The organism is Acidobacteriota bacterium, assembly GCA_030774055.1.
In the GTDB taxonomy this organism is placed as follows: Bacteria; Acidobacteriota; Terriglobia; order Terriglobales; family Acidobacteriaceae; genus JACPNR01.
This window is the reverse complement of sequence record JALYLW010000008.1, coordinates 36,868-52,990: the sequence shown is the minus strand read 5'-3', so window position 1 is coordinate 52,990 and position 16,123 is coordinate 36,868. Positions and strand designations below refer to the sequence as shown.

Sequence of the window (16,123 nt, the reverse complement as noted above, 5' to 3'; positions counted from 1 at the left end):
CCTTTTCTGCTGCGAAAAAGATTTACTGGTTGGTGTTAGGTACGGGATGCGCGCTGCGCTCGGCGATGACCTTCCTGGCGTTCTCCGCCAGTTCTTTCGCCTTGGGCAGCAGCTCGAGCGCCTTGAGCACCTGGGGATCGTCTTCGGTGCGCACGCGCTGGCCTTCCTGCTGGCCATACTCGGCGATGAAGATCTCGCTCTTGATGTTGGAGCGGATCCACTCGTTGTTCTCCATCAGGTCGGCTTCGGTGAAGGCGATCTTCTGGCTGTCGAGGAAGCGCCGGAACTCCTGCATCACGGGTTCGTCCACCGCGAAGTCCTTGCCGATGTGTTTGCCGATCAGGTAATGCTTGGCGAAGTTGAAGAAGGCGTAGTTCTGCAGCAACTGGTCCTGGAAGCGGTTGGTCTTCAGCGCGGGCAGTTTCACGTCGGGCGAGATGCCGCCGCCGCCGTAGACGGTACGACCGCTATCGGTCATCTTCACTTCTTTGCCCGTGGGATTGCCGGCCTCGTCGCGATGATAGTAGTAGTCGTAGAGCGAGACGCCGTTGTAATCGCGCTGGATCAGGCGGCCGCTGGGGGTGTAGTACTTCGCCGTGGTCAGCGCCAGGCCGGTGTTCTCCGAGAGCGGATAGACGGTCTGCACCAGACCCTTGCCGAAAGTGGTCTCGCCGACGATCAAGCCGCGGTCGTGGTCCTGGATGGCGCCGGCAACGATCTCCGCCGCGCTCGCCGTGCCGCGGTTCACCAGCACGACCAGCGGATACTCCTTGCCGCCGTTGCCGTGCGACGCGCGGTAAAGTTTCTCCGGGCTGGAACGGCCGTGGTGCGAAACGATGACCGCACCCTTCTTCAGGAATTTATCCGCGACGCCCACGCCCTCGCTCAACAGCCCGCCCGGATTCTGGCGCAGGTCGAGGATCAGGCCTTTCAGGTCGCCGAAGGAATCGAGCGCGTCTTGCACCTCGTGCTCGGTGTTCTCGTTGAACCCGTTCACGTGGATGTAGCCGATGCCGGGCCGCACCATGAATTTCAGATCCACGCTGTAGCGCGGGATCTCATCGCGCAGCAAGTTGAATTCAAGCGGCTTATCCGTGCCCTCGCGCAAGACGGTGATCTTTACCGGCGTGCCCTTCGGTCCCTTCAACAGGTCGGCGACTTCGCCGGTGTTCATGTTGTCGGTGGGCTTGCCGTCGACGGCGATGATGACGTCGCCCGGGCGGATGCCGGCGCGGTAGGCGGGCGTCCCCACGAAGGGCGCGATGACGATGACTTTATTGTTGCGCGGACCGACTTGCATGCCCACGCCGTAGTACTTGCCACGCTGGTCCTCGCGCAACAGCGCGTAGGCCTTGGGATCGAAGAAGTTCGAATGCGGATCGAGCACGCGCAGCATGCCGGGGATCGCCCCGTTGTAGATGGCTTTGTCGGCATTCACTGGCTCGGCGTAGTTCTGCTCCACCACGTCGTAGACGGTGGAGAAGGTGCGTATGCTATCGCGCACGTCGGAATCGCTCGTGCCCGAGCCCGGCGCTACGCGCTGTCCGAAGACCACGCCCAACAGGCCGGAGAGAATGATGACGGTGAGTACAGGGATCAGGGAACGGCGAAGACTAACAGCCATGGAAGCTTCCTTCACGTGCCATCGGCAAAGACCAGCAACGTCGCGTTGAACGGCAGTATACCATGCGATTTCAGCCGCTTCCGCAGGCTTCCCCGCGAGCAGCTGCTCAGACCCTTACGTAAGATGCCGCCTCATCCCGAAGGGCTGTGGCGGTGCTCCTGTTTAGACGGACGGCCACGCGATTCGATTCATCCAGATCCTGAGACGCCCCGCCGCCAAACCGCAACTTCCGTCTCTTGCCTCGGTTATCATTGGACTATGGACCTCGGAATGCCCGAGCTTCTGTTCATCATGCTGCTGGCCCTGATCATCTTTGGGCCCGCGCAGTTGCCCAAGATCGGCCGGCAACTGGGCAAGGCCCTGGGCGATTTCAAGCGCGCCTCCAACGACTTCAAGAACCAGCTCGAGGACGAGGTCAATCAGCTCGAACTTCAGCAGATGAAGGAAGAGGCGAAGCGGACCTTCTCGCTCGAGCCTCCGGAGGGGACGGTAGCGAAGCGAAGCACGCCCCCGGCTGAGCCGCCCGAACCCGGCGTTGAGTTCTCCGAGCTGAGCCACGATCCAGGCTGGGAAGACCCCGAGCGCAGCATCAAGCCCCCGGCTGCGCCGACGCAGCCGCCGGCTACTCCAACCGCGCCGGCCACGCCACCCGCTACGGCCGAGGCCGGGCCCGCCAAGCCGGCAGGTGACCACGTTGGCTGAACTCGACCTAGAGCCCTCGCCGATCGCCGCCGAGCAACACCCCGCTGGCGGGGGACACTCTGACGAGTTGGCCGGCATGAGCTTCCTTCAGCACCTGGAAGAACTGCGCAAGCGGCTCATCTGGTCGCTGCTTGGTGTGGCGGTGGGCTTCGGCGCCTGCTGGTATTACGCCGAACGCATCTTTGGCTGGATGCAGCGGCCGATCGTCGCCGCGCTGCAGCGCCACAAGCTCGATACGCAGCTCGTCTACACTTCGCCCACCGAGCCGTTCAACATCTACCTGAAGATCGGATTGATCGCCGGCGTGTTCGCCGCGTCGCCGTGGGTGCTCTACCAGGTTTGGCAGTTCATCTCGCCCGGGCTCTACCGCAAAGAGAAGAAGTACGTTGTCCCGTTCATGTTCTCCACGGTGGGACTATTCATGCTGGGTGGCGCGTTCGGATACTGGATCGTCTATCCCGCAGCGCTCGAATTCCTCATCGGCTACGGCGAGCAGTTCAAGCCGATGATCACCATCGACAAGTACACCGACCTGTTCCTCACCGTGATCCTGGGCATGGGCGTGATCTTCGAGATGCCCATCCTCATCTTCTTCCTCGCGGTGATGGGCGTGGTGAGCGCCGGGTTCCTGTGGCGGAATTTCCGCTACTCCATCCTCATCATCTTCATCATCGCGGGCATTCTCACGCCCACCACCGACATCATGAACATGTGCATCTTCGCCGCGCCCATGATCGTGTTGTATATCGCGAGCATCGGGATCGCGTGGCTGGTGCATCCGTCGCGCCGCAACGTCGAGGAGAACGCAGCATGACGCGCGGGGCCACGAAAACGGCCATCGCCCTGGTGCTGGCATTCGCGCTCACGGGATGCGCGCAGGATGATAAGGATAAAGGCGCTGCGCTGGAGAAAGCCGTGCCGTCACCTGCGGCCACAACAAAGATCGACTGGCCCAAGGTGACCGCGCCCCGCATCGACGCCGACCGCGCCTTCCAGTACGTGAGAGACCTCTGCGCCATGGGGCCGCGACCGGTCGCGAGCGCGGCGCATAGAAAGATGGAGGAGTACATCGTGGCTCACTTGCCTGGCGCGCAGATCGGGGTGCAGATAGAAGACGACCGCTTCGTGCAGGATTCTCCGCCAGGGAAGTATCCGCTGCGCAACATCGTCGCCAAGTTTCCCGGGACCAAGGATGGCGTGATCGTCCTCGCCTCCCACTACGACACCAAGATGATCCCCGGCTTCGTGGGCGCGAACGACGGCGCGTCGTCCACCGCGCTGCTGCTCGCCATCGGCGACCAGTTGCGCGCCGGGATGAAGAACGGCAAGCGCGCAGGCTACTCCGTGTGGCTCGCGTTCTTCGATGGCGAGGAGGCATTCGGCGCGAACATCAACGACGCCGACGGGCTCTATGGCTCGAAGCACCTCGCCGAGAAGTGGCAGCAGGACGATAGCGCGAAGAAGATCAAGGCGTTCATCCTCGCCGACATGATCGGCGACAAAGACCTCGACGTGTTGCGCGACGCGAACTCCACGCCCTGGCTGCTCGACCTGATCGCGGCGGCGGCGGTGCCGCTCGGCCACCAATCCCATTTCTTCAATGCGCAGACGCAGATGATCGACGACCACATCGCCTTCAAGGACGCCGGCGTGCCCGTCGCCGACCTTATCGACTTCAGCTACGGATACCAGAACGCCTTCTGGCACACCACCGAAGACACGGTGGACAAACTCAGCCCGCGCTCGCTCGCCATCGTGGGCGACACGATGCTCCAGGCCGTCTGGATGCTGGACGCGAAGTAAAAGCCCCTAAGCTCTTCGGCCTGAGGCCGGATCAGGAGAGTGGCAAGCGCGGAAGAGAGAAGTAGACTAGGCGTAGATCCTCCGCGCGCAAAAGACGGCGCGCGAAGGATGACAGTGTTGGTTGGAGAGCATCGTGAAGTTCCAAAGATTTGAGGTCCCCGGTCTTGCGCACTACTCCTACGTGCTGGGCGCGGCGGGCAAGGCTGTGGTCGTCGATCCCCAGCGCGACATCGACACCTACCTCGACTACGCCGCGGCCAACGACCTGAAGATCGCGTACATCCTCGAGACGCACATCCACGCCGACTATTGTTCGGGCGCGCGTGAGTTGGCGGAAGCGACCGGCGGTGAGTTATGGCTGAGCGCGCACGATGCGGGCGAAGACTTCGCCTACAAGTTTGCGCATCACGGATTCCATGATGGCGAGGCGCTGGAATTCGGCGAGGTGCGCATCGTCGCGCTGCACACCCCCGGCCACACGCCCGAGCATCTTTCGTTCCTCGTCTACGACACCAAGCGCTCGGCGACCACGCCCATGCTGATGCTCTCCGGCGACTTCGTCTTCGTCGGGTCGTTGGGACGTCCCGACCTGCTGGGCGAGGCGGCGAAGCAGAAGCTTGCCGGCCAACTCTACGATTCGCTGCATGGAACGATCGCGGCGCTGCCCGACGGCCTCGAAGTCCATCCCGCGCACGGTGCCGGCTCGATGTGCGGCGCCGGGATGGGCGACCGTCCGCAGACCACGCTGGGCTACGAGCGGCTCTCGAACATGTTCTTCGCCGACCGCGATAAGCAGACCTTCGTGGAGCACATCCTCGCCACCGTGCCGCCGTTCCCGGACTACTACCGCCGGATGAAGGAAGTGAACTCGGAAGGGCCCCCGCTTCTCGCAAAAAAGACCGGCGGCACCGAACCGCCGCGCGCGCTCCCCATCGAAGAGTTTCGGAAAATGGTTCTAGACGTTAATCCGAACGGCGGCGAACCCGTCGTCATCGACCTGCGCCGCCCCGAGGCTTTTGGCGGTGCGCACATCCCCGGCGCGTTCTCGATCGGACAAGCGCCCATCTTCGCGAATTGGGCGGCGTGGGTCGTGCCCTACGACAAACCCATCCTGCTGGTTGGCGACGCGTCGACCGGCTCTTCGAACTATGACGAAGCGCGGCGCGCGCTCATCCGCGTGGGGCTCGACGATGTTCGCGGATATCTCAAGGGCGGCATGACGGCGTGGGTCGAAGCCGGACACGAGCAGGCGCATGTTCCCCAGATATCCGTGAGTGAGTTGAACGAGCGTACTCGCGACGGCGGCATGGTCGTGCTCGATGTACGCAGCGATAGCGAATGGGCTGCCGGGCACATCCAGGGCGCCACGCACATCATGGGTGGCGACCTCGCAAAGCGTGCGGGCGAGCTGCCGCGCGACCGCAAGATATACGCCGTCTGCGGCGCGGGATACCGCTCCAGCATCGCCACCGGCGTGCTCAGGCGCGCCGGTTTTCGCGACGTGGTGAACGTCGACGGGGGCATGGGCGCGTGGAACCGGCAGAAGCTGCCGGTGGTGAAAGAAGAGCAGGCGGTTGCGGCGCGATGATGGCTGGTTTCGGTGACTCGGCCCCAGCATCAGTTCTTCGCTGCTAGAATCCGAAGCGATGCCACAGAACTGGATCTTCTGGCTGGCGTTCAATCTCTTTGTCCTCGGCATGCTGGCGCTCGACCTGGGCGTCTTCCATCGCAAGGAGCACGTCGTAAAGTTCAGAGAGGCGCTCGTCTGGACGGCGGTGTGGGTCGCATTCGCGGGCGCGTTTGCCGTGCTGCTGCTTTTCTTTGGCCAGACGATGGCGGCCAGCCCGCGCCCCAACGCCGAGCTCTCGCTCGAGTTCCTCACCGGATACCTGATCGAGGAATCGCTCTCCGTCGATAACCTGTTCGTATTCCTGCTGATCTTCCGCTACTTCAAGGTGCCCAAGAACGAACAGCATACGGTGTTGTTCTGGGGGATCATCGGCGCGCTGGTGATGCGCGCGCTCTTCATCTTCGCCGGCATCGGGCTGATCAACCGCTTCCACTGGCTGATCTACGTGTTTGGCGGCTTCCTGGTCTACACCGGCCTGAAGCTGTTCAAGCAGGAGCACGCGGAGGTGCATCCGGAGCGCAATCCGCTGGTCAACCTCTTCCGCAAGATCATGCCGGTGACGCGCGACTACCACGGCAAGCATTTCTTCGTCCGGCAAGACGCGCGCTTTTACGCCACGCCGTTGGCCATCGTGCTGCTGGTCATCGAGACCACCGACGTGGTCTTCGCCGTGGATTCCATCCCGGCGGTGCTGGCCATCACGCGCGATCCGTTCATCGTCTACACCTCGAACGTGTTCGCCATCCTCGGATTGCGTTCGCTTTATTTCGCGCTCGCCGGATTGATGGAGCTGTTCCACTTCCTGCACTACGGTCTGGCCGTGATCCTCACCTTCATCGGCTTGAAGATGATGGCCTCGAACTACGTCCACGTGCCCATCTGGGCGGCACTTGGCGTCGTGATCGGCGTGCTGGCAGTCTCGGTGATCGCGTCCATCCTCATTCCCCATAAGAAGAGCGAGACGGAGAGAGAGCTCGGCTGAACCCCGCGCGGCGTCGGCTATGATGAAGTGACATGGCTGCCCGCACCATCACCGTGAACGTCCCGCCGCGTCCCTACGACGCGGTCATCGAGACGGGCTCGCTCGCCCGCGCCGGCGCCGCCATCGCGGCGCTGATCCCAGCCGAGGCGCGCGTCTTTGTGGTGACGAACCCGGTCGTCCGCGGCAAGTGGGGCAGCACGCTGGAACGGTCGCTGAAAGCCGCGAAGGTGCGCGCGGACTTCCTCGAGATCCCCGACGGCGAGCGCGCGAAGATCATGGCGACGATAGAGAACCTTGCTGGACGCATGCTCAAGGCGGGCGCCGACCGGGGCACGGTCGTGGTCGCGTTCGGCGGCGGCGTGGTCGGCGACCTGGCCGGCTTTCTCGCGTCCGTGTTCATGCGCGGCGTGCCCGTGATCCAGATCCCGACAACGCTCCTCGCGCAGGTGGATGCCGCCATCGGTGGCAAGACGGCGGTGAATCTTTCCGCGGGGAAGAACCTGCTCGGCACCTTCCATCAGCCGCTGGCGGTGCTGATCGATCCCGCGGTGCTGGCCACGCTGCCCGACCGCGAATTCCGCGCGGGACTCTTCGAAGCTCTGAAGTGTGGCGTGATCTCGAGCCCGGAGATATTCGCATTCATGGAAAGCAAGCGCGAGCGCATCCTCGAGCGCGATCCGGCAGCGCTGGAATGGCTGATCGCCGAGACGGTCGCAGTGAAAGCGCGCGTGGTCGGTGCCGACGAACGCGAGGCCGGACTGCGCCGCATCCTGAATTTCGGACACACCATCGGACACGCGCTCGAAGCGGAGACCAAATACAAGCAATACCTGCACGGCGAAGCGGTGGCGTGGGGCATGGTCGCCGCCACCATGCTGGCGGTGGCGATGCAGAAGACGCCGCCGGAGATCGCGCAGCGCATCATCGGGGCAGTGCTGGCGTATTCGCCGCTGCCTAGGGTGAACGTGCGTCCCAAGAGCGTGCTGAAACGCCTGGCGATGGACAAGAAAAGCCGCAACGGCGTGCCCCACTTCGTGCTGCCGCTGGAGATCGGCAAGGTGGAAGTCACCAATGAAGTGCCGCCGGAGATGGTGATCCACGCGCTCGACGAGGTGCGCTACCTTTCCAAGTGGAATGCCGGGGATTGATGGTGATGAAAACGGTTGATACCAGGCCGGGCGACGCCTCTGCGGAAGCCAGCGGCACACGCCCTGCCGGCTCCACCGACGAGCGCGCCGCCGCGGCCCAGGTGCGGCAGATGTTCACTGCCATCGCGCCGCGCTACGACCTGCTCAACCATCTGCTCTCCTTCAACGTCGACCGGTTGTGGTGGAAGCGTACCGCGCGCAGCTTCTCAGCTATCTTGGCGCGGCCTGATGCGCGCGTGCTTGACCTGTGCTGCGGCACCGGCGACATGACGCTGGCGCTGGCGCGGGAATCCCAGCGACAGGGCGGCGGGACGTCCGCGGGTACCCCGGCAATACTGGGCGCCGATTTTTCCCACGCCATGCTCACGCGCGCGCAGCAGAAGTTTGCTGCTGGAGAGAAGGCCAGCGCCATCGAAGCCGACGCGCTCGCGCTCCCCTTCGCCTCCGCGTCCTTCGACCTGGTGACCTCAGCTTTCGGTTTCCGTAATCTCGCCAACTACGATGCTGGACTGGCGGAGATCTTCCGCGTGCTGCGCGCGGGCGGGGAAGCCGGCATCCTCGATTTCGGCGAGCCGCGCGGTGTGATGGGCGGCGTCTATCGGATGTATTTCCGTCACGTGTTGCCGGCGGTGGGCACGGTGATCTCCGGCGTCCGCGGACCGTACGCATATCTGCCCGTGTCGGTCGAACGCTTTCCTGCGCCCGAACAGATGCTCGCGCGCATGCGCGCCGCCGGGTTCTCGAGCGTCTCGTGGACGCCCTACACCTTCGGCATCGCCGGGCTTTATCGCGGGAAGAAATAACGATCGCGGCAGGAAGTAAGAAAGAAGTTCAGCCCGTCGCGGAGCGTTCCAGGGCGGCCGCCGCTTCCGGTCGTGCCGGGAGCTCGCGGAAGGTATCGCGCAGCCCCTCTTCCACGGTGAAGCGGATGACCTGGGAATATTCCGCACCCAGCAGACGCTCGAGCCGCGAGCAATCCATCAGGAATGTTCCCACCATGTAAGGGAAGGCTTCCGGCGGGATGCCGGAGATGCCCAGGTTCCACAGCAGGCGCAAGACGGCGGCGCAGGTAAAGCGTCCGGGGAGTCGTACGATCTTCGAGTTTGCGATGGCGGCGGCTTGTGCGATGGTGACTGCCTCGCCGCGTCCGGCAACGTTGAGTATGGCCATCGCGCGGCGATCTTCTTTCCGGCGCAGCAGCCACGCGATGAGGCGCGCGATGTCGTCCACGTGCAAGAACTGGAAGCGCGTTTTCGGATACTGCTTGCCGAAGGGCAACAGCAAAGGCAAGCGCTTGCCCTTCTGCCGCCAGCGTTTGGCGATGCGTCCGCTGCCCGTGGGCGTGCCACGCAGCGCGCCCACCAGATAATTCTGCATCGTCGCGCCCACGAAGATGTGCGGACGCAGCAGGTACGTGCTGCACGCGCCCAGCCTCTGCGCGCGGGCCTGCACCACTAGGTCCGCCTCGCGCTTGTGCACCGCGTAAGGCAGCGTGTGCGCCGCCAGCGGATAACTCTCGTCCACCGCGTGCGGCAGCTCCGGCCCGTAAGCGGAGACGCTGGATGGGAAGATGAACTTGGTGACGCCGCCGCCCATGCGATTCACTTCGGTGATGGCTTCCATCACGCGCGCGGTGCCGGCCACGTTGATCTGCCACATGCGGTCCACGTCGAGCACTCCGGTGCGCAGTGGATCGATGACGAAGGCAAGATGGATGACCGCGCTGGCGCGAACGTCGCGCAGCAACTCGACCATCAGCGCGCAGGATGACTCGTCGCCCAGGTCGATGGCGCGGAAGGCGTGCAGGCCCGCGCCGGCGGGAGCGCGCATGTCCACGCCCACCACGTCGAAATCGCGCAGCTCCGGGAGCAGTCGCATTCCCAGGTTCCCGGCAACGCCGGTCACGACGACGCGCGGCTTGGCGGCGGCTTCCGTCACGTTTATTTCGGAGCCTCTGGTTTCGGAGCCTCTGGTTTCGGAGCCTCCGGTCGCGCCGGTTCCGCCGCGTCGGGTTTGGCTTCGGGCGACTTCGCTTCGGGCGTTTCCGCAACCTCCGGCTTGGAGGGAGCGAAATACGCCGGGTTCAGGTTGGGCTTGCCGGCAGAGAACACCTGCTTGATGGCCTCGTCCTCTTTCTGGTTCCGCAGCGCGCTCCTGATGTCTTCGCGGACCTCCGTGAGCGGCACCGCGCGGCGGCTCTCTAACTTGTAGAAGACGTAGGCGGAGGGCTCGTCGATGAGCGCGCTGTATTGCCCTGCCTGCAGGGCGAAGATCTTCTCCTCATGCGCCGGCGGCAACTGGCCGCGATGGATGGCGACAGCTTCCGTGTCGGGCGCGGCGCTCTGCAGTCCGGCCACGGTGAACGCATCTTTCTGTAACTTGTCGAATGCTTCGCCCGCCTTGGCGCGTTCCACCAATTTTTCCGAGTAGGCTTTGCGCGCGGCAAGTTGCTGGTCGTAGGGCAGCTCGGGCGATGCCCCCAGCTTCGCCGCCGACGGGCTGTCGGGCGCGGCAGTGGTGGCCTTGTCTTCCGCTTTCGTGGCTTCCGGCTTCTTGTCCGGCGGCGCCTGCACCGCCGCCTTCTGCTGCGGCTTGGGGACCACGATGCGGCGGATGGTCGCCTCTTCGAACTCGTTCTTGTGCCCGTTGTAATACGCGATCACATCGGCCTCGGGAATGTTCGCGAACCGCTGCTGCAGGTGGCGGTGCAGGGCTTCTCCGAGGGCGGCGATGCGGCCCATCCAGATAGCCTCGGCGGTCTGCGGATCCTGCTCGAGCTTGAGCTTGCGCGCCTCGTTATCGATCAGCAGGCCACGGACGTAGTACTCCGCGAGCTGCCGCTTGTCCGCCTGTTGCGCGCGCGGGCCGAGCCCGGCGACCAGCATCTCGAACTGTGACTTGGTGACCGCGCGCATGCACGTTCCCGGCGGCGTGCCCGGACGGGGCGGCACCACCAGGGCGGGCACGTTCGCGCCTTGCAGCGCGCACAATCCGCTCACGAACATCACCGGCGTGCTCGGGCCGACAACGCCGGCGGTGCCAGATGACGCGGCCCGGGATGACGCGGGCGCGCTGGGACCGGCCGTTTGTCCGGCGGCGGACTTCTTCCTTGTGCCCGGCGTGCTTGTGCCCGGCATGCTTGTGCCCGGCGTGCTTGTGCCCGGCGTCGTTCCGGTCGCGGTCGCGGGCGTGCCGGTCTGCGCGGCGGTGAGGGCGGTGATCAGGAAAGCTACAAAAAGGATGGCGAGCCTGCGTGGCATGCGGTTCTCCTGGGTTTCTTCCGAGTGTTTCTTCTGGCTCATTGCGGACGGCGGCAAAGCGAGAATCGTAGCACGCCAGGCGCCGCCGCCGGCGCTTGCCGACTGCGGCGCCGTGGCGGGTAAGATGGAGGGACGCGATGCCTATTCCCGCCACGGTGACGCCGGTGGACTCGATGCGCGCGGAAAAGCGCGCGGTGGCGCAGAACTCCGTCTTCGCCGCCGCCGCCATCACCGCCCTCAAGATGCTGGTCGGGATCTCGACCGGCTCACTCGGCATCCTCTCGGAAGCGGCGCACTCGTTGCTCGATCTCGTCGCCGCCATCATCACGCTGGTCTCGGTCCGCGTCTCCGATAAGCCGGCCGACGCCGACCATCAGTATGGCCACGGCAAGGTCGAGAACTTCTCCGCCTTCCTCGAGACGGGTCTGCTGCTGCTCACCTGCGTGTGGATCCTGTGGGAGGCAGGGAAGCGCCTCTTCGTCCATCATGTGGAGATCGAGCCCAGCGCCATGGCCTTCCTGGTGATGTTCTCTTCTATCGCAGTGGACTGGTGGCGCTCGCGCGCGCTAAAGCGCATCGCGGTGAAGTACGACAGCCAGGCGCTCGCGGCTGACGCGCTGCATTTCTCCACCGACGTGTGGTCGAGTCTGGTGGTTGTGATCGGACTGACCGTGGTCGCACTCGGCCGGAAGTATGGACTCACTTGGGTGCAGATCGCCGATCCCATCTCCGCACTCTTCGTCGCCGGCTTCACGCTCTACGTGAGCTCGCGGCTGGCGCGCCAGACCATCGACGCCCTGCTTGATGCCGCGCCCGCGGGCATCCGCAACCAGATCGTGGGCGAAGTGGAGCGCGTGCCGGGCGTGCTCGAGGTCGTGGGAACGCGCATCCGGCGCGCCGGCAACCGCTATTTCGCCGATCTGACGGTGGGGCTGAGCCGCAACGTCACCTTCCAGCGCGCCGAGCAAGTGGTGCTCGAGGTCACCGCCGCCGTCCATCGCGTGCTGCCCGATGCCGACGTGGTCGTCCACTCCGCCCCGCGCGCTTCCGCGGGCGAGAACATCTTCGACCGCATCCGCGGCGTGGCCACGCGCTACAACTACAACGTGCACGACGTCAGCGTGCAAGACCTGCGCGGACGCCTGCACGTGGAGCAGCACCTCGAGCTCGACCACAAGCTCACGCTCAAGCAGGCGCACGACGCCGTCACCGAACTCGAGGGTGAGATCCGCAAGGAAGTGCCGGAGATCAAGACCATCCTCACGCATATCGAGAGCGAGCCGGCGACCATCGAGCCGGGCGATGTCAGCGTGCGCGACGCCGCGCTGGCCATGCGGCTCAAACGCATCGCGACCGAGTTTCCCGAGATCCTCGACATGCACGAGATCGAGTTGAAGATGGTCCGCGGACGGCTCTACGTCTCCTGCCACTGCACCATGGCAGACGACTTGCCGCTCACCCGCGTCCACGACATCGCGACCGAACTCGAGATCCGCTTCAAGCAGGAAGCGCCGGAGCTGTTCAAGGTGCTCATCCACACCGAACCGCAAACGGATAATCGGCGCTGAGATTGAGTCATTGGTTCATTGAGTCATTGCTTCATTGTTTCCCAGACGTTAGGCTGCCGCCGTGTACAAATCTGAAGAGTTGAAGCTGCGCACCAAGCGATTCGCGATTCGCGTCGTCAAGCTATGCCGCGCCCTGCCAAAGAATGACGAGGGCCGCACGTTCGGCAGGCAGTTGATGCGGGCGAGTACCTCTGTAGCGGCCAACTATCGGGCAGTCTGCCGAGCCCGGTCTCACTCTGAGTTCGTGGCAAAGATCGGCGTAGTGGTTGAGGAGATCGACGAAACTGTCTTCTGGCTGGAGTTTTTAGTGGATGTCGAGATCATCCGCCCAGCCCGTATGAGCGAGTTGCTTCGCGAGGCGAATGAGCTGCTAGCGATCCTGGCGGCCTCGCAGCGAACTGCTAAAACCTCTGGACCCCGCCGTAAATGAATAAATGAGGCAATGAACCAATGAGTCAATCCGTCAGCGCTTCCGCGTTACGCGTAGATGTTGAACGATTCGTCGTCACCGCGACCTCCGGCCACGCGATCGTGGTCGATTCCGATCGCAAGCGGAATACCGCCTCCGGCCCGATGGAGCTCGTTTTGATGGCACTGTGCGCCTGCACCGCCACCGACGTCGACATCGTGCTGCGCAAGAAGCGTGAGCCGTTCACCTCTCTCGAAGTGCGCGCTGAAGCTGAACGTGCAAAGGACCCGCCCCAGGTCTACACCGCGATCAAACTTGTCTACACCGTCGGCGGCAAGGTGGCGAAGAAGGCCGTGGAGCACGCGATCCGGCTTTCAGAAGAAAAATACTGCTCGGTCTCGGCCATGCTGCAGAAGACGGCAAAGATCACGGCTGAGATCGTTTATCTTCCCTGAGTTAAGCGCGCGAATGTGATGCAGCTCGCGCCCCGGTTTGCTAGTCTGAATATTCATGACCTCGAAATCAGTGATCCTGTTCTCGCAGCCCGGCTGACCGCCGTGTCGCCAAGCCCAGGCCTACCTTTCGGAGAAAGGTATCGAGTACACGCTGAAGGACGTGAGCGCCGACCATGGTGCCGTCTTCGAGCTGGTACGCACTTACAACAGCCGCAGCACGCCGACCTTCGTCATCGGCGATCAGGTCGTGATCGGATTCGACCGGGAGAGACTTGACCAGCTCCTCGCAGAGTAGGACGTCGCAGGGTAGGACCAGCTCGCTGCGCGGCTATCTGTTCATCGCCGCGGCCACGTTCTTCTGGGGACTCTCCGCCACGCTCGGCAAGCTGGTGTTCAACGGCGGCCTGGTCACCGGCGCCACGCCACTCGGTCCGGTGATCCTGGCACAGACGCGGACAACTTTTTCTCTTCTACTCCTCTTTCCTCTTCTCCGGCTAATAGGCAAGCGGGCACCCGCTGCGATGACGCGCCGCGACCTGCTCTTCGCCTTCGCCGTCGGCATCTTCGGCATCGCCGGCTCGAACTACTTCTACTACCTCGCCATCCAGCAGACCTCGGTCGCCACGGCGATCATCCTGCAATACACCGCGCCCGTCTGGGTGCTGTTGTACATGGTCGCGCGACGCCTGCAGCGCGCGACCTGGCAGCGGCTCGCGGGCGTGGGGATGGCGGTCGCGGGCGCGGCGCTCGCCATCGGCGCGTTCCAGTCCGAAGGCGTTCGGCTGAACGCCATCGGCGTGATCGCCGCATTACTTGCCGCGCTCACGTTTTCTTTCTACAACGTTGGCGGACGCGAACTGGTCGCGCGCTTCGATCGCTGGTATGTGGTGCTCTACGCCATGGCCGGCGCCTCGCTGTTCTGGCTCCTGGTGAACCCGCCGTGGAAGATCTGGGCGGCGCACTACACCGCCAGCCAGTGGCTCTTCCTGTTTGTGTTCGCGTGCGTCTCGATGCTGGTGCCGTATTTGCTCTACTTCGCCGGACTGCACCACCTCGACGCCACGCGGGCCATCGTGGTGAGTTGCCTCGAGCCGGTCTTCGCCATCAGCTTTGCGTGGGCGTTCGTCCACGAACGTGTGACGGCGCTGCAGGTGCTGGGGATGGTGATCGTGATCGCCGCAACCATCATCGTGCAGCTGTCAGACGCGAGCACGCAGAAGCTCACGCCGGATGACTAGTCGCAGCCGAAACGATGACTAGTCCAGCTGCTTGCCCTTGGTCTCCGGTAGCTGCGTGGCGACGAGCGTCGCCAAAAAGAACGACGCGGCGCAAAGGAAGAATGCGCCGCCCAATCCTTTCGACTCCGCCACCCATCCGATCACGAACGGCGAGATCGCGCTCATCGTCCGCGCGCCGTTGTAGGTGAACCCCAGCGCCCGCGCCCGCACTGACGTAGGGAACATCTCCGCCCCAATGATCCCGGAGCCGGAAAAGAATCCGGTCCCGAAGAACGCGATGGGCGTCCCCAGCACCAGCAGCAGCCAGAAGTTGTGCGCCATGGCGTAGAGCGGCACCAGCAGCGCGGCCATCAGGGTATAGAGGATGAAGCTGCGGCGGCGGCCGATCCAGTCTGCCACCCAGCCGAAGCTGGCATAGCCGGGCAGCATGCCGGTGAGGTTCAGCACCACCAGCAGCACCGTCTTCTGCGCTTCCGAGAAGCCGAGGCCGCCGCGGTCGGGCGCGAGCGTGAAATATGCGGGCACCCACGTGAACAGGCCCCACCATCCGAACATGCCAAAGAAATTCAGGAAGAGCAGCGCGAGCGTGCGCGGTCCATACTCGCCGTGGAAGAGTTCGGCAAACTTCACGTCGGGCTTGAGCTTGACCGCGCCAGAAGCCCGCTGCTCCTGCCACATCTTCGATTCCGGCACGTCCTTGCGGATCCACAGGATGACCAGCGCGGGCAGTACGCCAACGAAGAAAACCGCGCGCCACTGAAAGCGCAGCATCACCGCCCAGACCGCGAACGCCGCAAGGGCAAAGCCGATGGCCCACGAGCTCTGCACGATGGAGAGCGCCTTGGCGCGCAGGTTCGTTGGCCAAGTCTCGGCAACCAGCGTGGCGCCGGTGTTCCACTCGCCGCCCATGCCGAGTCCGAGGATGAAGCGGAAGGCGGCGAGCATCAGTACCGAGGTGGAGAGTCCGGAAGCGAACGAGCACAGCGAATAAGTAAGGATGCTGAGCATGAGTGCGCGCTTGCGTCCGATGCGGTCGGCAACGAAGCCGAACATCAGTCCGCCGATGCCCGAGGCCACCAGCGTGAGCGTGTTGAGCAGCCCGGCTTGTTTCTGCGTCATGCCGAGATCGCGCATCACATGCACGAGCACGAGCGAGTAGAGCATGACGTCGAAGGCGTCGAGCATCCAGCCGAGCGCGGCGGCGATCAGTGTGCGCCGCTGATCGCGGGTGGAGGTGGAGAACGTCGCCGGGACGGGAGCCGCGGAGATTGACATGGGGTCCGTGGACATGGGGTCCGTAGACA

General features: G+C 64.0%; 16 protein-coding genes. 12 read left to right on the top strand and 4 right to left on the bottom strand.

What is annotated here, in order from left to right; genetic code table 11:
• Nucleotides 1-22: 22 nt before the first annotated feature.
• A complete protein-coding gene (locus tag M3P27_00840; protein ID MDP9266855.1) occupies nt 23-1,624 on the bottom strand; it encodes a S41 family peptidase in 1,602 nt (533 codons plus the stop codon).
• Between the two features lie 270 nt (nt 1,625-1,894).
• Between M3P27_00840 and M3P27_00835 the strand changes: the two genes are divergently transcribed.
• The 7 genes from M3P27_00835 to M3P27_00805 all read left to right on the top strand — a co-directional run bounded on the left by M3P27_00835 (nt 1,895) and on the right by M3P27_00805 (nt 8,692).
• A complete protein-coding gene (locus M3P27_00835) occupies nt 1,895-2,326 on the top strand; it encodes a twin-arginine translocase TatA/TatE family subunit (GenBank protein ID MDP9266854.1) in 432 nt (143 codons plus the stop codon).
• Between the two features lie 76 nt (nt 2,327-2,402).
• Nucleotides 2,403-3,140: a twin-arginine translocase subunit TatC gene (gene tatC / locus M3P27_00830; protein MDP9266853.1), complete on the top strand. Its 738-nt coding sequence runs from the start codon at nt 2,403-2,405 to the stop codon at nt 3,138-3,140.
• Nucleotides 3,137-4,129 (top strand): M28 family peptidase, encoded by a 993-nt coding sequence (locus tag M3P27_00825; protein MDP9266852.1) that lies wholly within the window; start codon nt 3,137-3,139, stop codon nt 4,127-4,129. Before tatC ends, M3P27_00825 begins: the two co-directional genes overlap by 4 nt.
• A gap of 133 nt (nt 4,130-4,262) precedes the next feature.
• Complete coding sequence (locus tag M3P27_00820) at nt 4,263-5,717, top strand: rhodanese-like domain-containing protein (GenBank protein ID MDP9266851.1); 1,455 nt, start codon at nt 4,263-4,265, stop codon at nt 5,715-5,717.
• 58 nt (nt 5,718-5,775) lie between these two features.
• Entirely contained in the window at nt 5,776-6,741 is a 966-nt protein-coding gene (locus tag M3P27_00815) for a TerC family protein (protein ID MDP9266850.1), read from the top strand.
• 32 nt (nt 6,742-6,773) lie between these two features.
• The gene (gene aroB, locus M3P27_00810; protein ID MDP9266849.1) at nt 6,774-7,889 is read left to right on the top strand and encodes a 3-dehydroquinate synthase; all 1,116 of its coding nucleotides are present in this window, start codon (nt 6,774-6,776) and stop codon (nt 7,887-7,889) included.
• Between the two features lie 5 nt (nt 7,890-7,894).
• Nucleotides 7,895-8,692: a ubiquinone/menaquinone biosynthesis methyltransferase gene (locus tag M3P27_00805; GenBank protein ID MDP9266848.1), complete on the top strand. Its 798-nt coding sequence runs from the start codon at nt 7,895-7,897 to the stop codon at nt 8,690-8,692.
• A 28-nt stretch (nt 8,693-8,720) separates the two neighbouring features.
• On the opposite strand, the gene M3P27_00800 is transcribed toward M3P27_00805, so the two are convergent.
• Both M3P27_00800 and M3P27_00795 read right to left on the bottom strand, forming a co-directional pair.
• The gene (locus tag M3P27_00800; protein ID MDP9266847.1) at nt 8,721-9,827 is read right to left on the bottom strand and encodes an NAD-dependent epimerase/dehydratase family protein; all 1,107 of its coding nucleotides are present in this window, start codon (nt 9,825-9,827) and stop codon (nt 8,721-8,723) included.
• 2 nt (nt 9,828-9,829) lie between these two features.
• Complete coding sequence (locus M3P27_00795; GenBank protein MDP9266846.1) at nt 9,830-11,149, bottom strand: peptidyl-prolyl cis-trans isomerase; 1,320 nt, start codon at nt 11,147-11,149, stop codon at nt 9,830-9,832.
• A gap of 137 nt (nt 11,150-11,286) precedes the next feature.
• On the opposite strand from M3P27_00795, the gene M3P27_00790 reads away from it, so the two are divergent.
• The 5 genes from M3P27_00790 to M3P27_00770 all read left to right on the top strand — a co-directional run bounded on the left by M3P27_00790 (nt 11,287) and on the right by M3P27_00770 (nt 14,819).
• Nucleotides 11,287-12,717 (top strand): cation-efflux pump, encoded by a 1,431-nt coding sequence (locus M3P27_00790; protein ID MDP9266845.1) that lies wholly within the window; start codon nt 11,287-11,289, stop codon nt 12,715-12,717.
• Between the two features lie 79 nt (nt 12,718-12,796).
• The gene (locus M3P27_00785) at nt 12,797-13,147 is read left to right on the top strand and encodes a four helix bundle protein (GenBank protein ID MDP9266844.1); all 351 of its coding nucleotides are present in this window, start codon (nt 12,797-12,799) and stop codon (nt 13,145-13,147) included.
• A gap of 20 nt (nt 13,148-13,167) precedes the next feature.
• On the top strand, nt 13,168-13,581 hold the full coding sequence (locus M3P27_00780; GenBank protein ID MDP9266843.1) for an OsmC family protein: 414 nt from the start codon (nt 13,168-13,170) through the stop codon (nt 13,579-13,581).
• A 160-nt stretch (nt 13,582-13,741) separates the two neighbouring features.
• Nucleotides 13,742-13,876, top strand: coding sequence for a hypothetical protein (locus tag M3P27_00775; protein ID MDP9266842.1), 135 nt, complete (start codon nt 13,742-13,744; stop codon nt 13,874-13,876).
• Complete coding sequence (locus M3P27_00770) at nt 13,854-14,819, top strand: EamA family transporter (protein ID MDP9266841.1); 966 nt, start codon at nt 13,854-13,856, stop codon at nt 14,817-14,819. Before M3P27_00775 ends, M3P27_00770 begins: the two co-directional genes overlap by 23 nt.
• An 18-nt stretch (nt 14,820-14,837) precedes the next feature.
• Here M3P27_00770 and M3P27_00765 read toward each other — a convergent pair whose 3' ends face one another.
• Entirely contained in the window at nt 14,838-16,094 is a 1,257-nt protein-coding gene (locus M3P27_00765) for an MFS transporter (protein ID MDP9266840.1), read from the bottom strand.
• Nucleotides 16,095-16,123: the final 29 nt, after the last annotated feature.

What these genes read in the sequence shown, in the direction of transcription:
- M3P27_00835 (MDP9266854.1), top strand. Translation starts at nt 1,895, where the DNA reads ATGCCCGAGCTTCTGTTCATCATGCTGCTGGCCCTGATCATCTTTGGG.
- M3P27_00825 (MDP9266852.1), top strand. Translation starts at nt 3,137, where the DNA reads ATGACGCGCGGGGCCACGAAAACGGCCATCGCCCTGGTGCTGGCATTC.
- M3P27_00765 (MDP9266840.1), bottom strand. Translation starts at nt 16,094, where the DNA reads ATGTCAATCTCCGCGGCTCCCGTCCCGGCGACGTTCTCCACCTCCACC.
- aroB (MDP9266849.1), top strand. Translation starts at nt 6,774, where the DNA reads ATGGCTGCCCGCACCATCACCGTGAACGTCCCGCCGCGTCCCTACGAC.
- M3P27_00790 (MDP9266845.1), top strand. Translation starts at nt 11,287, where the DNA reads ATGCCTATTCCCGCCACGGTGACGCCGGTGGACTCGATGCGCGCGGAA.
- M3P27_00795 (MDP9266846.1), bottom strand. Translation starts at nt 11,149, where the DNA reads ATGCCACGCAGGCTCGCCATCCTTTTTGTAGCTTTCCTGATCACCGCC.
- M3P27_00815 (MDP9266850.1), top strand. Translation starts at nt 5,776, where the DNA reads ATGCCACAGAACTGGATCTTCTGGCTGGCGTTCAATCTCTTTGTCCTC.
- tatC (MDP9266853.1), top strand. Translation starts at nt 2,403, where the DNA reads ATGAGCTTCCTTCAGCACCTGGAAGAACTGCGCAAGCGGCTCATCTGG.
- M3P27_00805 (MDP9266848.1), top strand. Translation starts at nt 7,895, where the DNA reads ATGAAAACGGTTGATACCAGGCCGGGCGACGCCTCTGCGGAAGCCAGC.
- M3P27_00780 (MDP9266843.1), top strand. Translation starts at nt 13,168, where the DNA reads ATGAGTCAATCCGTCAGCGCTTCCGCGTTACGCGTAGATGTTGAACGA.
- M3P27_00840 (MDP9266855.1), bottom strand. Translation starts at nt 1,624, where the DNA reads ATGGCTGTTAGTCTTCGCCGTTCCCTGATCCCTGTACTCACCGTCATC.